Origin of the sequence: Pedobacter gandavensis (assembly GCF_032678465.1) — a bacterium.
Classification (GTDB): domain Bacteria; phylum Bacteroidota; class Bacteroidia; order Sphingobacteriales; family Sphingobacteriaceae; genus Pedobacter; species Pedobacter gandavensis_B.
The window spans coordinates 223472-238895 of sequence record NZ_JAVTSK010000007.1; the positions used below are offsets into that span (position 1 = coordinate 223472).

At 38.1% G+C, this 15424-nt stretch carries 17 protein-coding genes; 14 read left to right on the forward strand and 3 right to left on the reverse strand.

Features of this window, described 5'->3' with window-relative positions; translation table 11 throughout:
• The first annotated feature begins 4 nt into the window (after positions 1-4).
• The 13 genes from R2Q94_RS14690 (at position 5) to R2Q94_RS14750 (ending at position 10514) form a co-directional block, all read left to right on the forward strand.
• A complete protein-coding gene (locus R2Q94_RS14690; RefSeq protein ID WP_316822220.1) occupies positions 5-1243 on the forward strand; it encodes a cytochrome c oxidase subunit II in 1239 nt (412 codons plus the stop codon).
• 20 nt (positions 1244-1263) lie between these two features.
• Positions 1264-3144, forward strand: a complete 1881-nt coding sequence (locus tag R2Q94_RS14695) for a cbb3-type cytochrome c oxidase subunit I (protein WP_316822221.1) — start codon at positions 1264-1266, stop codon at positions 3142-3144.
• Between the two features lie 92 nt (positions 3145-3236).
• Positions 3237-4295 (forward strand): COX15/CtaA family protein, encoded by a 1059-nt coding sequence (locus R2Q94_RS14700; protein WP_316822222.1) that lies wholly within the window; start codon positions 3237-3239, stop codon positions 4293-4295.
• Positions 4296-4309: 14 nt separating this feature from the next.
• Entirely contained in the window at positions 4310-5185 is an 876-nt protein-coding gene (cyoE, locus tag R2Q94_RS14705; protein ID WP_316822223.1) for a heme o synthase, read from the forward strand.
• A 10-nt stretch (positions 5186-5195) separates the two neighbouring features.
• Positions 5196-5786, forward strand: coding sequence for a cytochrome c oxidase subunit 3 (locus tag R2Q94_RS14710; protein ID WP_316822224.1), 591 nt, complete (start codon positions 5196-5198; stop codon positions 5784-5786).
• 30 nt (positions 5787-5816) lie between these two features.
• Positions 5817-6524, forward strand: a complete 708-nt coding sequence (locus tag R2Q94_RS14715) for a cytochrome c oxidase subunit 3 (protein ID WP_316822225.1) — start codon at positions 5817-5819, stop codon at positions 6522-6524.
• 18 nt (positions 6525-6542) lie between these two features.
• A complete protein-coding gene (locus R2Q94_RS14720; RefSeq protein WP_316822226.1) occupies positions 6543-6887 on the forward strand; it encodes a cytochrome C oxidase subunit IV family protein in 345 nt (114 codons plus the stop codon).
• Positions 6887-7594: an SCO family protein gene (locus R2Q94_RS14725; RefSeq protein WP_316822227.1), complete on the forward strand. Its 708-nt coding sequence runs from the start codon at positions 6887-6889 to the stop codon at positions 7592-7594. Before R2Q94_RS14720 ends, R2Q94_RS14725 begins: the two co-directional genes overlap by 1 nt.
• A 22-nt stretch (positions 7595-7616) precedes the next feature.
• Complete coding sequence (locus tag R2Q94_RS14730; RefSeq protein WP_316822228.1) at positions 7617-8186, forward strand: DUF420 domain-containing protein; 570 nt, start codon at positions 7617-7619, stop codon at positions 8184-8186.
• 132 nt (positions 8187-8318) lie between these two features.
• Positions 8319-8567, forward strand: a complete 249-nt coding sequence (locus tag R2Q94_RS14735) for a hypothetical protein (protein WP_316822229.1) — start codon at positions 8319-8321, stop codon at positions 8565-8567.
• Between the two features lie 44 nt (positions 8568-8611).
• Positions 8612-9010, forward strand: coding sequence for a DUF983 domain-containing protein (locus R2Q94_RS14740; RefSeq protein WP_316822230.1), 399 nt, complete (start codon positions 8612-8614; stop codon positions 9008-9010).
• Positions 9007-9666 (forward strand): DUF2461 domain-containing protein, encoded by a 660-nt coding sequence (locus R2Q94_RS14745; protein ID WP_316822231.1) that lies wholly within the window; start codon positions 9007-9009, stop codon positions 9664-9666. The genes R2Q94_RS14740 and R2Q94_RS14745 overlap by 4 nt, the downstream gene beginning before the upstream one ends.
• Before the next feature lie 2 nt (positions 9667-9668).
• Entirely contained in the window at positions 9669-10514 is an 846-nt protein-coding gene (locus R2Q94_RS14750) for a flagellar motor protein MotB (RefSeq protein ID WP_316822232.1), read from the forward strand.
• A gap of 91 nt (positions 10515-10605) precedes the next feature.
• Here the strand turns inward: R2Q94_RS14750 and rfbC are convergent, their stop codons facing one another.
• Genes rfbC through R2Q94_RS14765 form a run of 3 tightly spaced genes read right to left on the reverse strand, consistent with a single transcriptional unit; the run spans position 10606 to position 13295 of the window.
• Positions 10606-11160 (reverse strand): dTDP-4-dehydrorhamnose 3,5-epimerase, encoded by a 555-nt coding sequence (rfbC, locus tag R2Q94_RS14755; protein WP_316822233.1) that lies wholly within the window; start codon positions 11158-11160, stop codon positions 10606-10608.
• A gap of 7 nt (positions 11161-11167) precedes the next feature.
• A complete protein-coding gene (locus R2Q94_RS14760) occupies positions 11168-11470 on the reverse strand; it encodes a DUF4286 family protein (RefSeq protein WP_316822234.1) in 303 nt (100 codons plus the stop codon).
• 16 nt (positions 11471-11486) lie between these two features.
• The gene (locus R2Q94_RS14765; protein WP_316822235.1) at positions 11487-13295 is read right to left on the reverse strand and encodes a tetratricopeptide repeat protein; all 1809 of its coding nucleotides are present in this window, start codon (positions 13293-13295) and stop codon (positions 11487-11489) included.
• A 226-nt stretch (positions 13296-13521) separates the two neighbouring features.
• Here R2Q94_RS14765 and R2Q94_RS14770 point away from each other — a divergent pair, with 226 nt between their 5' ends.
• Positions 13522-15417, forward strand: a complete 1896-nt coding sequence (locus R2Q94_RS14770) for a prolyl oligopeptidase family serine peptidase (RefSeq protein ID WP_316822236.1) — start codon at positions 13522-13524, stop codon at positions 15415-15417.
• Positions 15418-15424 lie beyond the last annotated feature (7 nt).

Genomic DNA, 15424 nt, shown 5'->3' on the forward strand with positions numbered 1-15424 from the left:
GGAAATGAGTTTAAGAAAATTTATAAGTAACAAAACAATAGCGGCACTAGCAGTGATTCTTACTGTTTTTGCAAGCACAAGCGCATTTGCACAAGCTGCCGGCGCTGCCGCTGAGACCGTAGCCAAGCCTGTTGATATGGGTCCGGTTTATAAAACGGCTATATTTTATACCATGGCATTTCTACTGGTTTGCTTATTTGTAGCAATTATTGGAAAAGCATTAAAGGTATATGAATTGACCCGTGAGGCTCAGGACCAACCAAAAGGCATCAACTGGAACACCGTAAATGGTGTTCTATTTGCCCTATTTCTGGTAGTAGGTCTTTACGGTGTTTATTGGGAATATACGGTTCATGGTAACATGATCCTTCCTGAAGCAGCTTCAGAGCATGGCAAGAAAATTGATCAGATGTTCAATATTACGTTGATCATCACTACGATCGTATTTATTGTTACGCACATCATCCTATTTGTTTTTGCTTATATCTATAGAAGCACAGGTAAAAGGAAAGCATATTACTATCCGCATAACAACGCTTTAGAGCGTATCTGGACTATCGTTCCTGCATTGGTATTGACCGTATTGGTTTTGATGGGTTTCTTAACCTGGAGATCGATTTTCTACAAAATTGAAGATCCAAACAATAAACCTTTAAACATTGAGATTACCTCTTCTCAGTTTGCATGGGCGATCCGTTATCCTGGAGCTGATGGTATTGTTGGTGTTAAAAACTACAAATTGATCAACTCTATTAATGCTTTAGGTATTGATTTTAAAGACAAACACACATTAGATGATCAGACTGCTGATGAGATGGTGATTCCTGTAAACAAACCAGTTCGTTTAATTTTGACGAGTAAGGATGTGTTGCACAGTTTCTATATGCCTCACTTCAGAATTCAATTGAATACAGTACCTGGTATGACTTCTTACTTTGAGTTTACGCCAACCATCACTACTGAAGAGATGAAAGCGAAAACTAATGATCCTAAATTTGCTTACTTATTCTTATGTGCTAAAATTTGTGGTGAAGGTCACTACAAAATGCAGAAAGAAGTTAGAGTGGTTTCGCAAGCTGAGTATGAGGCATGGGTTAAAAAACAGGGAACTTATTTAACTGACGATTTGAGAAAAGAGTTTAACCTGCCAGTAGCAGCAGCACCAGCTGCAGTTGCACCAGCAGATAGCGTAGCAAAAGACACTTCTGCAGTTAAAACAAATCAATTAGCTTTAAAAAAATAATAATACTGGAATAGCACATTATGTCAACTATATCATTACACGATACACATAACCACGATAGCCATGATGATCATGGTCATCACAAAGAGACCTTCTTAACGAAGTATGTCTTTAGTCAGGATCACAAAATGATCGCTAAGCAGTTCCTGATAACAGGTATTATTATGGCTGTTATTGCGATGGGTTTATCTATCCTGTTTCGTTTGCAACTGGCATGGCCAGAGAAAAGTTTTCCAATTCTGGAAACATTCCTTGGAACATGGGCTGAAGGCGGACGTATTAAACCAGATTTCTATTTGGCATTGGTAACAATCCATGGTACCATCATGGTATTCTTTGTTTTGACTGCCGGACTGAGTGGTACATTTAGTAACTTATTGATTCCTCTTCAGATAGGGGCAAGGGATATGGCCTCGCCATTCCTAAACATGTTATCTTACTGGTTCTTTTTTGGAGCTTGTGTGATCATGATGAGTTCATTCTTTATTCAAACTGGTCCTGCAAGTGCTGGATGGACTATCTATCCGCCACTATCAGCTTTACCAACAGCAATTAAAGGTTCTGCATTAGGTATGACTTTATGGTTGATCAGTATGATCATGTTTGTTGCTTCCTCTCTTATGGGTGGTATCAACTATGTGAGTACTGTATTAAACATGCGTACTAAAGGTATGGATCTTTGGAAAATGCCATTAACCATCTGGGCTTTCTTCTTAACAGCGATCTTAGGTGTACTTTCCTTCCCGGTTTTAGTGGCAGGTGTGGTACTTTTAATCTTTGACCGTAGCTTTGGTACAAGTTTTTACCTTTCTGATATTGTAATGGGTACTCAGGTATTACCTAATGAAGGTGGTTCCCCAATCCTTTGGCAACATTTATTCTGGTTCTTAGGTCACCCTGAGGTTTACATCGTAATCATGCCAGCTTTAGGTATCTCATCAGAGGTAATTTCAGTAAACTCAAGAAAACCAATTTTCGGTTACCATGCGATGATCTATTCATTGATTGGTATCACAGTATTATCATTCATCGTTTGGGGTCACCACATGTTTGTGACGGGTATGAACCCGTTATTGGGTGGGGTATTTATGATCACTACCTTGATTATTGCGGTTCCTTCTGCGGTAAAAACTTTCAACTACCTGGCTACATTATGGAGAGGTAATATCAGATTCACCCCAGCAATGTTATTTGCTATTGGTTTGGTTTCTTTCTTCATTTCTGGTGGTTTAACCGGTATTTTCTTAGGTAATGCTTCATTGGACATTAACTTACATGATACTTATTTCGTTGTTGCTCACTTCCACCTGGTAATGGGTTCAGCTGCGATCTTTGGTATGCTTGCAGGTGTGTACCATTGGTACCCAAAAATGTTCGGTAGAATGATGAGCACGAAATTAGGTTACCTTCACTTTTGGTTAACTTTCATTTCTGCTTACCTGGTATTCTTCCCGCTTCACTTCTTGGGTCTGGATGGTGTACCTCGTCGTTACTATGCATTTACTGAATTTGAGTTCATGCAAAAATGGTTAACAGTGAACGTATTCGTTACATGGGCTGCTATCATTGGTGCATTGGCACAGGTAGCGTTTTTATGGAACTTCTTCTATTCTATCTTTAAAGGAAAGAAAGCGCCACAGAATCCATGGGAATCTAATACATTGGAATGGACTACACCAGTAGAACACCTTCATGGCAACTGGCCAGGAGAGATCCCAACAGTTTACCGTTGGCCATATGATTATAGCAAACCAGGTTCTGAAACGGATTTCATTCCTCAGACTGTTCCTTTCTCTCAGACCATGTCTTCTAACATGCCTCACGATTTTGAAGGTAATACAGAAGCTGAACGTATCCAAAGAGAATGGGAAGCTAAAAATCCTGCAGTAGCAGAAAAATAGATCATACATCGTATTCAAAATACACAATGGGGTATCTGCAGTAGGTAAATACTTACAACAGATGCCCCATTTTTTTTAATTCAACACCAACCATGGTTCTTAGATCTGAAAAGAGATTTATCAGGCTTAACCTTCTCACCATTGTCGTGACCTTATTGCTGATTCTGGCAGGAGGAATCGTACGAAGTACAGGTTCTGGTATGGGTTGCCCGGATTGGCCAAAATGTTTTGACCAATATATCCCGCCAACTCATGCATCACAGTTACCTGCTAATTACAAAGAAAAATATGTAGCTGAACGCGTAGCGAAAAACGAGCGTTTTGCTAAAACATTAGAAAAGATGGGTAAGGCCCATCTGGCGGATAGCATTCGTCATGATGAATCAATATTGCAGCCTGAAACTTTTAATGTTGCTAAAACATGGACCGAGTATTTAAACCGTTTAATGGGTGCGATTACTGGTTTTTTTCTGGTAGGTCTTTTGGTCTATTCTTTTTCTTATCGTAAAACTGCTACTAGAATTCTGGTATTGAGTATTCTTAACGTGATTATTGTTGGCTTCCAGGCCTGGTTGGGATCAATAGTCGTTTCTACTAATTTAATGCCCTGGATTGTGACCGTGCACATGTTATTGGCATTGGTCATCCTTGCAATATTAGTTTACACCTACAATTATGCGAAACAATTACATGAGCAGAAAGTAGTGATCATGTCTAACATTACCTGGTTAAAAGTTTTGGCTTTAATTTCTGTAGCCTTGAGTACCGTACAGGTTGTATTGGGTACGGAGGTGAGAGAAGCAATTGATGCAATTTCAAAATCAATGATGTACAATGATCGCGGCAGTTGGGTAGCTAAAGTCGGGGATGTGTTTTCCTATCACAGGGACGTGGCTATCCTGGTATTGATTTTAAATGTCGTGATTTACAAAATTGTAAAGGATAAGTTTAATGGTAAAGCTACTGCCCTTTTAGTTGGTAATGGAATTGCCATAGTTTTGATTATCCAGATTGTTACCGGCTTATTATTGTCTAACTTTGCGCTGCCGCCATACGCGCAGGCATTACACATTCTGTTTTCTACTGCATTGTTCACCTTACAGTATTATCTGTATTTACTGGTGTATAGAACAGATACTTACCATCAATAATAATTTTATATAAATTGAAACAGTTTTTAGCAGATTTTTCAAAGCTCATTAAATTCAGACTAACTTTTCTGGTTGTATTTTCCGCATCAGTTACTTTCTTAATTGGCTCTAAAGTGCCTGTAGATGGCATTAGCCCAGACATCAACTGGACCAACTGGTTGATATTAATTGTGGGTGGTTTTCTGGTTACTTCCGCTGCTAATTGCTTTAATGAAGTAATTGAAGTGGATCTGGATAAACTAATGACCCGCACTAAAGATCGTCCAATGCCAGCAGGTCATATGACTACAGGGCAGGGATTGGTTTCAGGTTTGGTGATGGGTTTATTAGGAACCTGGTTATTGGGTAAACTAAATATTGAAACCGGTTTACTTTCGGTTTTTTCTATCTTCCTATATGCTTTTGCCTATACTCCTTTGAAAAGGAAAAGTCCAATTGCAGTATTTGTTGGTGCGATTCCCGGCGCTTTACCTCCACTAATTGGTTATGTTGCTGCACATGGTAAAATTGATCAGATCGCGGTTATTTTATTCCTAATCCAGTTTGTTTGGCAATTTCCGCATTTTTGGTCCATCGCCTGGGTTCTGGATGATGATTACAAAAAAGCAGGATTTAGATTGTTACCTACCACAAAAAGGGACAAGACTAGTGCTTTTATTACTTTTTTGAGTACACTTATCCTAATTCCAGTAAGCTTAATGCCTACGTTTTATGGTTTCGGTGGTTATTATATTGCAGGAGTATCTATCCTCGCAGGACTGATTTTTGCGGTGCTTGCGTTCAAAATGTGGATGAATCTGGATCTGGTAAGTGCAAGAAAGGTGATGTTTTGCTCTTTCTTTTATCTGCCCATTGTTCAGTTGGTTTTATTGTTTGATTTTATAGCTTAATAATTTAAATATGGTACATACGTTAAAAGAGCAGGATGTAAAATATGAAGAGGTGGTTAACTCAAAGCCTAAGAAGTTTATTCTTTGGTTATTTGTAGTGTCATCAACGATCATGTTTGGAGGCTTTACGAGTTTTTACATCGTATTCGCGGCATCAAAAGGTAAAGGTCATGGATTGGTTCTTCCAGACGCCTTTATGTACAGCACATTGATTTTAATCGGTAGCAGCATCTGTCTGTTTCTTGCCGCCAAGGCATTGAAAGCTGGAAATATTAAATCTGAAAAAATTCTTCTTTGGGGAACTATGGCATTAGCGCTGGTTTTTGCCTATCTTCAGGTAGACGCCTGGAGTGTATTATACCAAACTGGTGCCACATTAGTGAACAACAACGCTGCAATATCATTAATTTATATTGTTTCTGGATTTCACTTATTGCACATTTTTGGTGGACTTTGTTTCATACTGAATTGTATATTCGGGGCTTATGGAGGTATACCTGTAGCCAGAGCGAAATATAGAATGGAAATCGCCTCTATATTTTGGCATTTTATAGATATATTATGGATATATCTGTATGTTTTTTTACTTTTGAACAGTTAGATTTGTTAACAAACTATTACAATTTATAAAATGAATTCATTATCACAATTAGATCAGGTAAAAACTACTCCTTGGAGCGGAGGTCGCTCGCCGTGGTCGGTAGAGTACGGTAAATTAATGATGTGGTTTTTCTTGCTATCTGATGCATTCACATTCTCGTCATTATTGGTTTATTATGGAGCGCAACGTTTCACTAAGTTAACCTGGCCAGATCCGGATTTGGTTTTCCAATCGATCCCTGGTATTGTAGATACTGGTGCACCATTGGTGTTCGTAGGTATCATGACTTTTATTCTGATCATGAGTTCGGTTACCATGGTATTGGCTGTGGAAGCTGGTCACAGACGTGCTAAGAAAGAAGTAATCTGGTGGATGGTAGCCACTATCATTGGTGGATTTATGTTCTTAGGCTGTCAGGCTTTAGAGTGGACACACTTATTCCATGAAGGATTTGGATGGGGTAAAATTCCTCCGATGGAAACACTTCACCACTTGTTTAACGGAGAGGTTTCTACCGTATCTGCTTTACAGTTCTCAAATCTATTCTTCACAATTACAGGATTCCACGGGTTTCACGTATTTACTGGAGTACTGATCAATATCATTATCCTGATCATGACCATTAATGGTACGTTCGAAAAACGCGGACATTACCTTATGGTGGAGAAAGTTGGTTTATACTGGCACTTCGTTGATTTGGTATGGGTATTTGTATTTACATTCTTCTATTTAGTTTAATCATTCAAAAAAAATATTATGTCAGATCACGCACATAACACAGAGCACGGAGAGCACGAAGGTTTATCTAAGAAAAAAATATGGCAGGTATTTGGTATTCTTTTACTGATTACAGTAATCGAATTCTTTATCGCCCTTTGGGTATTGCCACATGGTTACATGAGCCATGGTGTAGGTAACTTCATTTACATCGCGCTTACTTTATTAAAAGCATTTTATATTGTTGCTTACTTCATGCACTTAAAGTATGAGAAACTTGGCTTACAATTATCATTAACCGTATCGTTTATTTTTATTTTCTATTTTACAACACTAATGCTAATTGAAGGTGGATATCTGCATCTTCATATGCCCCTTGTTTAATGAGTAGTTCACAAATAAAAAAAATATTAATCCTGGTCACCATTTTAGCGGTACCAGGATTTTTGTATTATTTACTACAGGAAAAGGGAAAAAACAGATATAAACCACTTCCTGTATTTGGGCCTAAAGAAGTGGCCTCCACCTTTCATTCTGTAAAGGGTAAACAGATTCCTGACACGATTTATCATATTGTTCCAGATTTTAAGTTACTCAATCAAAATGCGGATAGTGTCAGCTGGAAAAATTATGAAGGGAAAATTCTGGTACTGAATTTATTCTATACCACTGGTAATCCTGGTGCTGTAAGTTTTGCCAATAAGGCGATGAAGGCATTTGGAGCTACTTATGATCACAATAAGACGGTTAACTTTGTTGGATTGAGTATTGACCCTCGCCGGGATACTCCGGAAGTATTGGCGAAGTACGCCAAGGGTCTGGATGCAAAACCTGGAAAATGGGATTTACTGACTGGTGATAGCACTACGATTTACGATTTGGTCAATAAAGGTTTGTTTATCGATGCGCATCAGGAGTTAGAAAATGGAGAACCAAAATTTGTATACAGTAATATGTTTGTCTTGTTGGATCCTCAACGCCGCATACGAGGCTATTATCCTGCGAGTAGTCAGGAAGCACTCTCCCAGTTAAATGATGAGATCAAGGTGTTGATCACAGAAGAACTAAGAAACAATAACGACGGAAGGTAAACCTTTCAAAATACCATTTAAGATGAATAATGATAAGTTTTTTTTAAGACTGGTTTGGATCGTAACGGCAGTTGTACTGGCTGTTGTGATTGCATTGAAACTGGTTCCCCCTCCAACTCATAAACCCGCTTTCATTTATATGCTGCCTCATATTATTGGTGGGATCAATGCCACTTGTTCTATTTTACTGATTGTATCTCTGATCTTCATTAAAAAAGGTAACATTCAGGCTCATAAAATTACAAATATATCGACCTTTATTTTGTCGGCTATATTCCTGATTTTTTATATCCTGTTCCATCTTTATGAGAAGGATACGAAGTACGGTGATATTGATCATAACGGTGTATTATCTGCTGCAGAGCTGGCATTGGTTGGCAGTACACGATATATCTATTTCTTTATCCTGGCCACGCATATTATCCTTGCGGTGGTAGTATTGCCTTTAATTCTGGTGAGTTTTTATAGAGGATTAACGATGCAGGTGGAGCTTCATAAGAAGATTGTACGCTGGTCATATCCGGTATGGTTATATGTTGCTGTAACCGGAGTAATTGTTTATCTGATGATCTCACCTTATTATAATTTCTAGGTTAAAGTCAGAAGAGCTAATTAAAATAATGACTCGGAGGTTGCTGGATGTTGATTCAGCAACCTTTTTTATGTGATATTTTTTACAATAGCAATTGCCTTATTCTTAGCGTTGTTTCTCTATATTTGTCAAATGAAAAAGATAGTTTTTATCTTCCTTTTTATGCTCACATTGTTGAGTTCTAATGTACCTGTTGCAAATGCACAATGTGCGATGTGTACAGTTAGTGCAGAACAAAGTGTGAAAAATGGAAATACACAAGGAAATGGCCTGAATTCAGGAATTCTTTACCTTCTGGCAATCCCATATCTGTTAATTACTGGGATGGGGGTTCTTTGGTATGTGAAATTCCGTAAGAAGAATACAGAAGAAATCGCCTAGTATTTCAGAAACTCATTTCCAGTAGTCCCGATTGATTAATCTCTATGAACAAAACTTCAAAATTGTATGCAGTGCTGCATGGTAAATGTCCGCAATGTCGTAGAGGGGATATCTTTACCGGAAGTATGTACGGTTTTAATATCCAACAGACCAATACCAATTGCAGCCATTGTGGTTTTCGATTCGAAATTGAGCCAGGCTACTTCTATGCAGCAATGTATGTCAGTTATGCTATGAATTGTGCAGAAATGATCAGTTTAGGTGTGGCTGCTTACGTCCTGTCCGGTGGTTGGCTGGAATATGAATCGTTCTGGATGTACATCACTGTGATTTTTAGCGGGTGTTTAATTTTAGCACCTTTTAATTATCGTTATTCCCGGGTGATGTTATTACATTTTCTGTCACCTAAGATAAAGTATAAACCCGCATATGATACGTTATGATTAGACCTGAAACATTTGCTTTCATCACCGATGTCGCTCGAAATAACAATCGGGATTGGTTTGCGGAAAACAAAGCAAGATATGAAAGTGCAAAAGAAGATGTATTGGCCTTTGTAGATCAGTTGATTCCTGTCCTGGCAGGGATAGACCCGGGATTTTCTATTGATACACCGGCGAAGAAATGTTTGTTACGTATTTACAGGGATGTTCGCTTCAGTAAAAATAAAGATCCGTATAAAAATAACTTTGGTATCTCCTTTAACATAAAAGGCGGGATTCATGGACCAGGTTATTATCTTCATCTTCAGCCAGGCGAATGTTTTTTGGCTGCTGGTTTCTGGATGCCTGAAGCTCCGGTGTTAAAAAAAATAAGAGAAGAAATAGATTATAATGCTTCAGAGTTTTTAGATATTATTCATGCTAAAAGTTTTAAAAGTACGTTTAAGCTGAGTAAAGAAGATACGCTGAAAAATGCGCCTAAAGGTTATGAGGTAGATCATCCGCAGATAGAATTTTTGAAGCTAAAAAGCTTTGTTGCAGTTTACCCTATACCGGATCAGGCATTTTTTAAAGAAGGAATTGTGGATCAATTGAGAACTGGCTTTGAAAGTGTCTATCCTTTTATATTGTTTTTGAGAAATGCCGTTGCACAATAATTATGAAGAGAAGAATTATTTTATTTTTATTTAGCCTACTGTTTGCCTCTGCATTCAGTGCCTGTGTGGTCTTATCACCACAGAAATATAAATCCTTATTAGCAAAGCAGGATTCATTGAGCCTAGGTTTAGATCAGTCTCAATTGAAAAATGAGTATCTGGAAGATTTGATCGCCAGATTGAAAAAGGATACTACCGGGCTTAGCGCCTCTTTAAATGACTTGAGAGGGAAGTATGCTGAAATTGACGATAGTTATGCTAAGTTGAAAAATAACAGCTCTACAGAGATTAATAAGTTGTCTCAGGACTTGAAAAAAAGAGAGCAACGTTTAAAAGAGGTGGAAGAGATTTTGCGTAAGCGTGATGAAGCGACCAATCAATTAAAAGAGAAGCTACAGCAGGCCTTGCTGGGTTTTACAAAAAGTGGCTTGACTGTAGAGATCAAGAACGGAAAGGTCTATGTGTCTTTGATGGATAAACTATTGTTCCCTTCAGGGAGTATTGTCATTGACGAAAAGGGAAAGCAGGCATTGACGCAATTGGCTGCAGTATTAAAGGAACAACCTGAGATTAATATCGCGGTAGAAGGACATACTGATACGCAGAAAATTAGTAATCTGGGGCAAATTAAAGACAACTGGGATTTAAGCGTATTGAGATCCACTTCTGTTGTGCGTTACCTGACTGAGGTAGCAAAAGTAGAAGGAGTGAGGATGACTGCTACCGGAAAGGGCGAATTCCAGCCATTGGCACAGAATTCAACAGCTGATGGAAGAAGTAAAAACCGTAGAATCGAAATTGTACTTTCTCCAAAACTGGATGAGCTTTACGACCTGATTAAACAATAATATTATAGTTTACCAAATAAAAATGCCGTTAGGATCATCTCTTAACGGCATTTTTATTTGGTAAGTTTTTTCGATTTAAGGTATCCTTTTATTAGAATGGACTACTGAAATCTTTGAACGCCGGTAATACCAGGTCTTTATCAGAAAGTAAAAGTTCTTCCAATGGAATATCCTGACTCCAGTTGATGTTTAAATCTGTATCATTCCAGATGACACCTATTTCTGATTCCTTATCGTAGTAATTACTTACTTTATAAGTGAAAATTGTCTGATCTTCGAGTGTTAAGAAGCCGTGTAGAAAACCGGGTGGTACCCAAAGTTGTCTGTGATTTTCTCCGCTAAGTTCAATCGTGAAGTGTTGGCCGTATGTAGCAGAGTCTTTTCTGATGTCTACTGCAACGTCCAATACTTTGCCCTGAATTACTCTTACCAGCTTTCCCTGAGCGAATGGTGCTTTCTGAGCATGTAATCCACGTAAAGTACCTTTCTGAGAGAAAGATTGATTGTCCTGTACGAAATTGACATTGATGCCGACTTCTGAAAGGGTTTTTGCATTGAAACTTTCATAAAAATAGCCACGGTTGTCTCTCCAGACTTTAGGCTCTATGATCAGGAGATCAGCAATAGGGGTTTCTAAAATATTCATATAATGATTAATCGATGATTTCCATTAGGGTTCGAAAAGCAACAAGTTGATTTTCGAATTTTGCGGTCACCTCGGCCTGTAGGGCAGGTGCAAAGTTTTGCTGGTAATCCAGGTAGCTCTCCATGTCTTCTACCACATATTGTGCGCAATAAGTCACACCTTCATTTGGAGAGTCTACTACTTTAAGTAAACGGTGGGAAACAAACTTTCCAGTGTCCATTACGCTTGGAATGTGTGATTCCTGCATCCATTGCAACCAGCGATCTGCTGCTGCATCTTCAATTATTGAGGTAACATTGTATACTAACATTTTGTAAAGATAGGAACTATGTACCAATAATATCTCCGCGAAGTTTTCTAAAGCGTTTGCGTGCCTCAGTGGTATACATACTTCCAGGATAATCATTGATCAGTTTCTGATACATGGCTTTAGCCTGCTCCGTATCTTTCAGGTTATTTTCATATAAACCCGCGAGTATAAATAAAGCATCGTCTGCCCAAATGCTGGTTCCATGTTTTTCGGTAAGTATTTTTAGGCTGATAATGGCCTGAGGAATATCGTTGCTTTTAATCCATATTTTTGACTTTGCCATTAGAATATCGTCGACTAAACTATTATTTGGAAAGGCGATATCAATGCTATCCAGCTTCAGGATGGACTGACTGGAGAGGTTTCTAAATTGTAGCATTTCAGCATCTGCATACATCTTTAATGCAGCGCTATCTGTTGGAGATTGTAAGTTGTCAGAAATCAGTAAGCTGAGGTTGAGTGCATCATTTGCGATCAATTGAGAGGTAGATGCTTTAAGGATATCTGCTTGTGATTTAGCATAGTCAAAATTACCTTGATAAAACGATAACCTTGCTGAACGGTATCTTGCCTCATTACCGATGGCCTGATTCTCAAACTGTTTGGCTACTTGTTCATAGATTAGAATAGCTTCCCATGGTTGTTGGGTTAGGATGTAGAGATCTCCAAGGTCGATTTTTAATTGTCCAAGATCGGTAGGAGCAATTCCAGAAATTTTGATTGCTTCCTCCAAAGCTTTTTCTGCAATACCGGGTTGATTTAAATAGTAAGCCTGAAGATTTATCCATTTTTTCAATGCAAAAATGGTTTGAGGCGTTTTGCCATATTCATTAAGAATGGATTGGTAGGCATTAGCAAGTTCTGCAATAGCAGTTTTTTCGTATTTTCCGGCAATTAATAGTTCATATCTTGTATTGATCAGCTCGACTTTTGCCGGAAGGTAATAATCGCTTTCTTTTCCTTTTTGCAACAGGTATTCATAAGCTTTAATTGCTACAGGATAGGCCTGGTTGCTAAGGAAGGTATTTGCCGCCTGATAAATTATTCCGCCATCATCTTTGATGCGTTTATCCTGAGCGATTAACTGCCTCAGCGCCATCTCATACTCTTGCTGTTGCAGGTATTGCCAAATCAATAGTTTGGTATAAATCTCTATCTGTGGTTCTTTCTGGATCTTTTTTAACAATGCAGTCTGTAATAGCTGATAATCACTGTTCTCTTCAAATACTGTAGAAAAAACACTTTCGGCCTGCGGTAGTAGTTGAGGCATTTCTGGCAGGGCTTCCAGATATTCCTGAATCAGCATTGCTTTATCTTTTTTATAGCGATAGATACTGAGTAGTTCAAATGTGAAGGGTTTATTACTTTTCAAGAGTTTTCTTCCCTGTAGGAAGGCAGTAATTGCAAGGTCATAGGCTTGGAAATTGTAAAATTGAGTTGCAATTTCTCTGATCTTGAATTCATCAGGAGGGAGATTACTCAGTGTCTCCGCATATTGTTTATTGGCTTCTTGAGTTTGTCCTTTTTCCTGAAATAAGCGGCCTAGTGCAATTCCAAAGCTGAGGTTCTTCGGGTTTTGTTTCAATAGCTTTTTCAGCATTTTTTCCGCATCATCAAATTTCTTGATTTTTAGGAGGCTACTAAAATAGAGTTCAAAATAAGTTTCATTGTTGTTTCTATTGTAGAGCTTCTCGAATAAGACAGCAGCCTCCTGGAACTGCCCTTGTTGGTAATACTGATAGGCAAGGGCATCATCCATTTGGTCTTGTGCAGCACAAAATAACTGAAGCAGGCAAAAGGTTAAAACTAAAACTAATTTCTTCATTGGAGGCTTAGCAAAGAGGAATCTAAAAATAACGATTTAAAGACGAATGTATGATGTCTTGTGACAAGATTAATACCCAGGGGTATTTTAAATGTTACCAATTTATATTTTCATACCCCAAAAAAGTATCTATATTCATCAGTTGTGGAAATGTAATAGTAACAATATTGGTGTATTTCTGCTATAGACAAGTTGGGTTGCGTAGCTTTGTTAGCGATAAAATTATATGATGAGATATAAAAGATACTTTTTCCTGTTTTTAATATCTCTAGCCTTTGGTTGTCAGCCGAAGGAGGAAGGGGAGCGATTGATTCCCCTGGATGACTTTTTTAAATCACAGGACAGGATGACCTATCGTGTGTCGCCGGACGGATTAAATCTTTCCTATTTGAAGTTAGAAGGGAAAAGCCTAAATCTTTATATTGAAGATATAGCTTCCGGAAAAGCCAAAAAGATTACTCATTTGGAAGATAAAAATATAGTTTTTTATTTTTGGCTGAGTAACAATGAATTGATTTACTATAAAGAGGTAGATGCCGCTAAAAGGCGTTCAGATATTTTCATTATCAACAAGGAAGGGGCAAATGAGCGTCAGTTGAGCCGTAATGAAAAAAGTAGAGTTCGGGTAATCGAAGATCAGCTGATTGATGATAAGTACTTGTTGATTTCTTCTAATAAAAGAGATTCCACTGTTTTTGATGTTTATCGTCTGAATGTTCGGAATGGGAGTATGGAGATGGTCGCAAAAAATCCTGGAAATATTACCGAATGGAGAACAGATTCTGAAGGAAAGTTAAGACTTGCGGTAAGTACGGATGGGGCGAATACCACTATGTTGTATCGTGCGCAGGAAGGAATGCCTTTCAAACCAATTATGACCAATAATTTCGTCACGGTATTTAATCCAATTGCTTTTAAGCATGATCGTCCAAATATCATTTATGCAATATCCAGTGTGAATAGAGACAAAAGTGCTTTGGTGGAGGTAGATTGTAATACTGGTAAAGAGTTGAAAGTTCTTTTTGGAAATGATTCTTTGAACATTACTGATGCCCAATATTCCAGGAAGAAACAGCAATTGTTATTTGTTATTTATGAAACATGGAAAAAGGAGAAGCATTATATGGATGATTCCATAAAAGCTTTGTATCAGGATCTGGATCAACTTTTGCCTAAAACGGAAACGAGAATTCTGGATCGTGATCAGGCCGAAAACGTTTTTGTATTGCGGACCTTTACCGATCGAAACCCAGGTTCTTATTACTTATACTTTGCCAATAAGCGTAAACTGAAGAAGCTGAGTGATTTTAACCCTGCAATTAAGCAAGAGGAAATGAGCGAGATGAAGCCGGTTAGTTACCAATCCAGGGATGGCCTCAGGATTAACGGTTACCTGACTTTGCCTCTTCATGTTAAACCAGAACAGCTACCAGTAGTTGTTCTTCCTCATGATGGTCCTGTGGACCGGAATTTATGGGGTTATAATGCCGAAGTTCAGTTTCTTGTAAATAGGGGATATGCGGTCTTTCAGGTTAATTATCGTGGTTCTTCTGGTTATGGAAAAGCATTCATGTCTGCCGGATTTAAGCAATGGGCCGGGAAAATTCAGGATGACATTAATGATGGGGTAAAATGGCTGATTGAACAGAAGATTGCAGATCCCAAAAGAATAGGAATTTACGGTGCTGGATTTGGGGGGAATATTGCATTAAATAGTGCTTATCTGAATCCTGGAATGTACACTTGTGTTGCCTCTAACTCAGGAGTGATTAATCTGTTTGCTTATTTAAAATCTATTCCACCATTCTTAAAGAATAGTTTGCAAATGTATTATGAAATCGTAGGAGATCCCTTAACGGATGCTGATCAAATGCGAAAAGCTTCACCCTTATTCCAAACCGATAAAATCAATACTCCTGTATTTATCTCTCAAAATGTGAAAGATCCAACTGCAAATGTCGCAGAGACGCTACAATTTGTAAAAAACCTAAAGAAGAGAAATGTGAATGTGACTTATCTGGAAAATGAAGGTATTGGATTTCCGACTAAAAATCTGGAAAGCAGGCATCAGTTTTATACTGCTCTTGAACAATTTTTAGAAATAAACCTTAAAAACAGGTAAATTCGGA

What these genes read in the sequence shown, in the direction of transcription:
- R2Q94_RS14690 (WP_316822220.1), top strand. Translation starts at nt 5, where the DNA reads ATGAGTTTAAGAAAATTTATAAGTAACAAAACAATAGCGGCACTAGCA.
- R2Q94_RS14695 (WP_316822221.1), top strand. Translation starts at nt 1,264, where the DNA reads ATGTCAACTATATCATTACACGATACACATAACCACGATAGCCATGAT.
- R2Q94_RS14700 (WP_316822222.1), top strand. Translation starts at nt 3,237, where the DNA reads ATGGTTCTTAGATCTGAAAAGAGATTTATCAGGCTTAACCTTCTCACC.
- R2Q94_RS14710 (WP_316822224.1), top strand. Translation starts at nt 5,196, where the DNA reads ATGGTACATACGTTAAAAGAGCAGGATGTAAAATATGAAGAGGTGGTT.
- R2Q94_RS14715 (WP_316822225.1), top strand. Translation starts at nt 5,817, where the DNA reads ATGAATTCATTATCACAATTAGATCAGGTAAAAACTACTCCTTGGAGC.
- R2Q94_RS14720 (WP_316822226.1), top strand. Translation starts at nt 6,543, where the DNA reads ATGTCAGATCACGCACATAACACAGAGCACGGAGAGCACGAAGGTTTA.
- R2Q94_RS14725 (WP_316822227.1), top strand. Translation starts at nt 6,887, where the DNA reads ATGAGTAGTTCACAAATAAAAAAAATATTAATCCTGGTCACCATTTTA.
- R2Q94_RS14730 (WP_316822228.1), top strand. Translation starts at nt 7,617, where the DNA reads ATGAATAATGATAAGTTTTTTTTAAGACTGGTTTGGATCGTAACGGCA.
- R2Q94_RS14735 (WP_316822229.1), top strand. Translation starts at nt 8,319, where the DNA reads ATGAAAAAGATAGTTTTTATCTTCCTTTTTATGCTCACATTGTTGAGT.
- R2Q94_RS14740 (WP_316822230.1), top strand. Translation starts at nt 8,612, where the DNA reads ATGAACAAAACTTCAAAATTGTATGCAGTGCTGCATGGTAAATGTCCG.
- R2Q94_RS14745 (WP_316822231.1), top strand. Translation starts at nt 9,007, where the DNA reads ATGATTAGACCTGAAACATTTGCTTTCATCACCGATGTCGCTCGAAAT.
- R2Q94_RS14750 (WP_316822232.1), top strand. Translation starts at nt 9,669, where the DNA reads ATGAAGAGAAGAATTATTTTATTTTTATTTAGCCTACTGTTTGCCTCT.
- rfbC (WP_316822233.1), bottom strand. Translation starts at nt 11,160, where the DNA reads ATGAATATTTTAGAAACCCCTATTGCTGATCTCCTGATCATAGAGCCT.
- R2Q94_RS14760 (WP_316822234.1), bottom strand. Translation starts at nt 11,470, where the DNA reads ATGTTAGTATACAATGTTACCTCAATAATTGAAGATGCAGCAGCAGAT.
- R2Q94_RS14765 (WP_316822235.1), bottom strand. Translation starts at nt 13,295, where the DNA reads ATGAAGAAATTAGTTTTAGTTTTAACCTTTTGCCTGCTTCAGTTATTT.
- R2Q94_RS14770 (WP_316822236.1), top strand. Translation starts at nt 13,522, where the DNA reads ATGATGAGATATAAAAGATACTTTTTCCTGTTTTTAATATCTCTAGCC.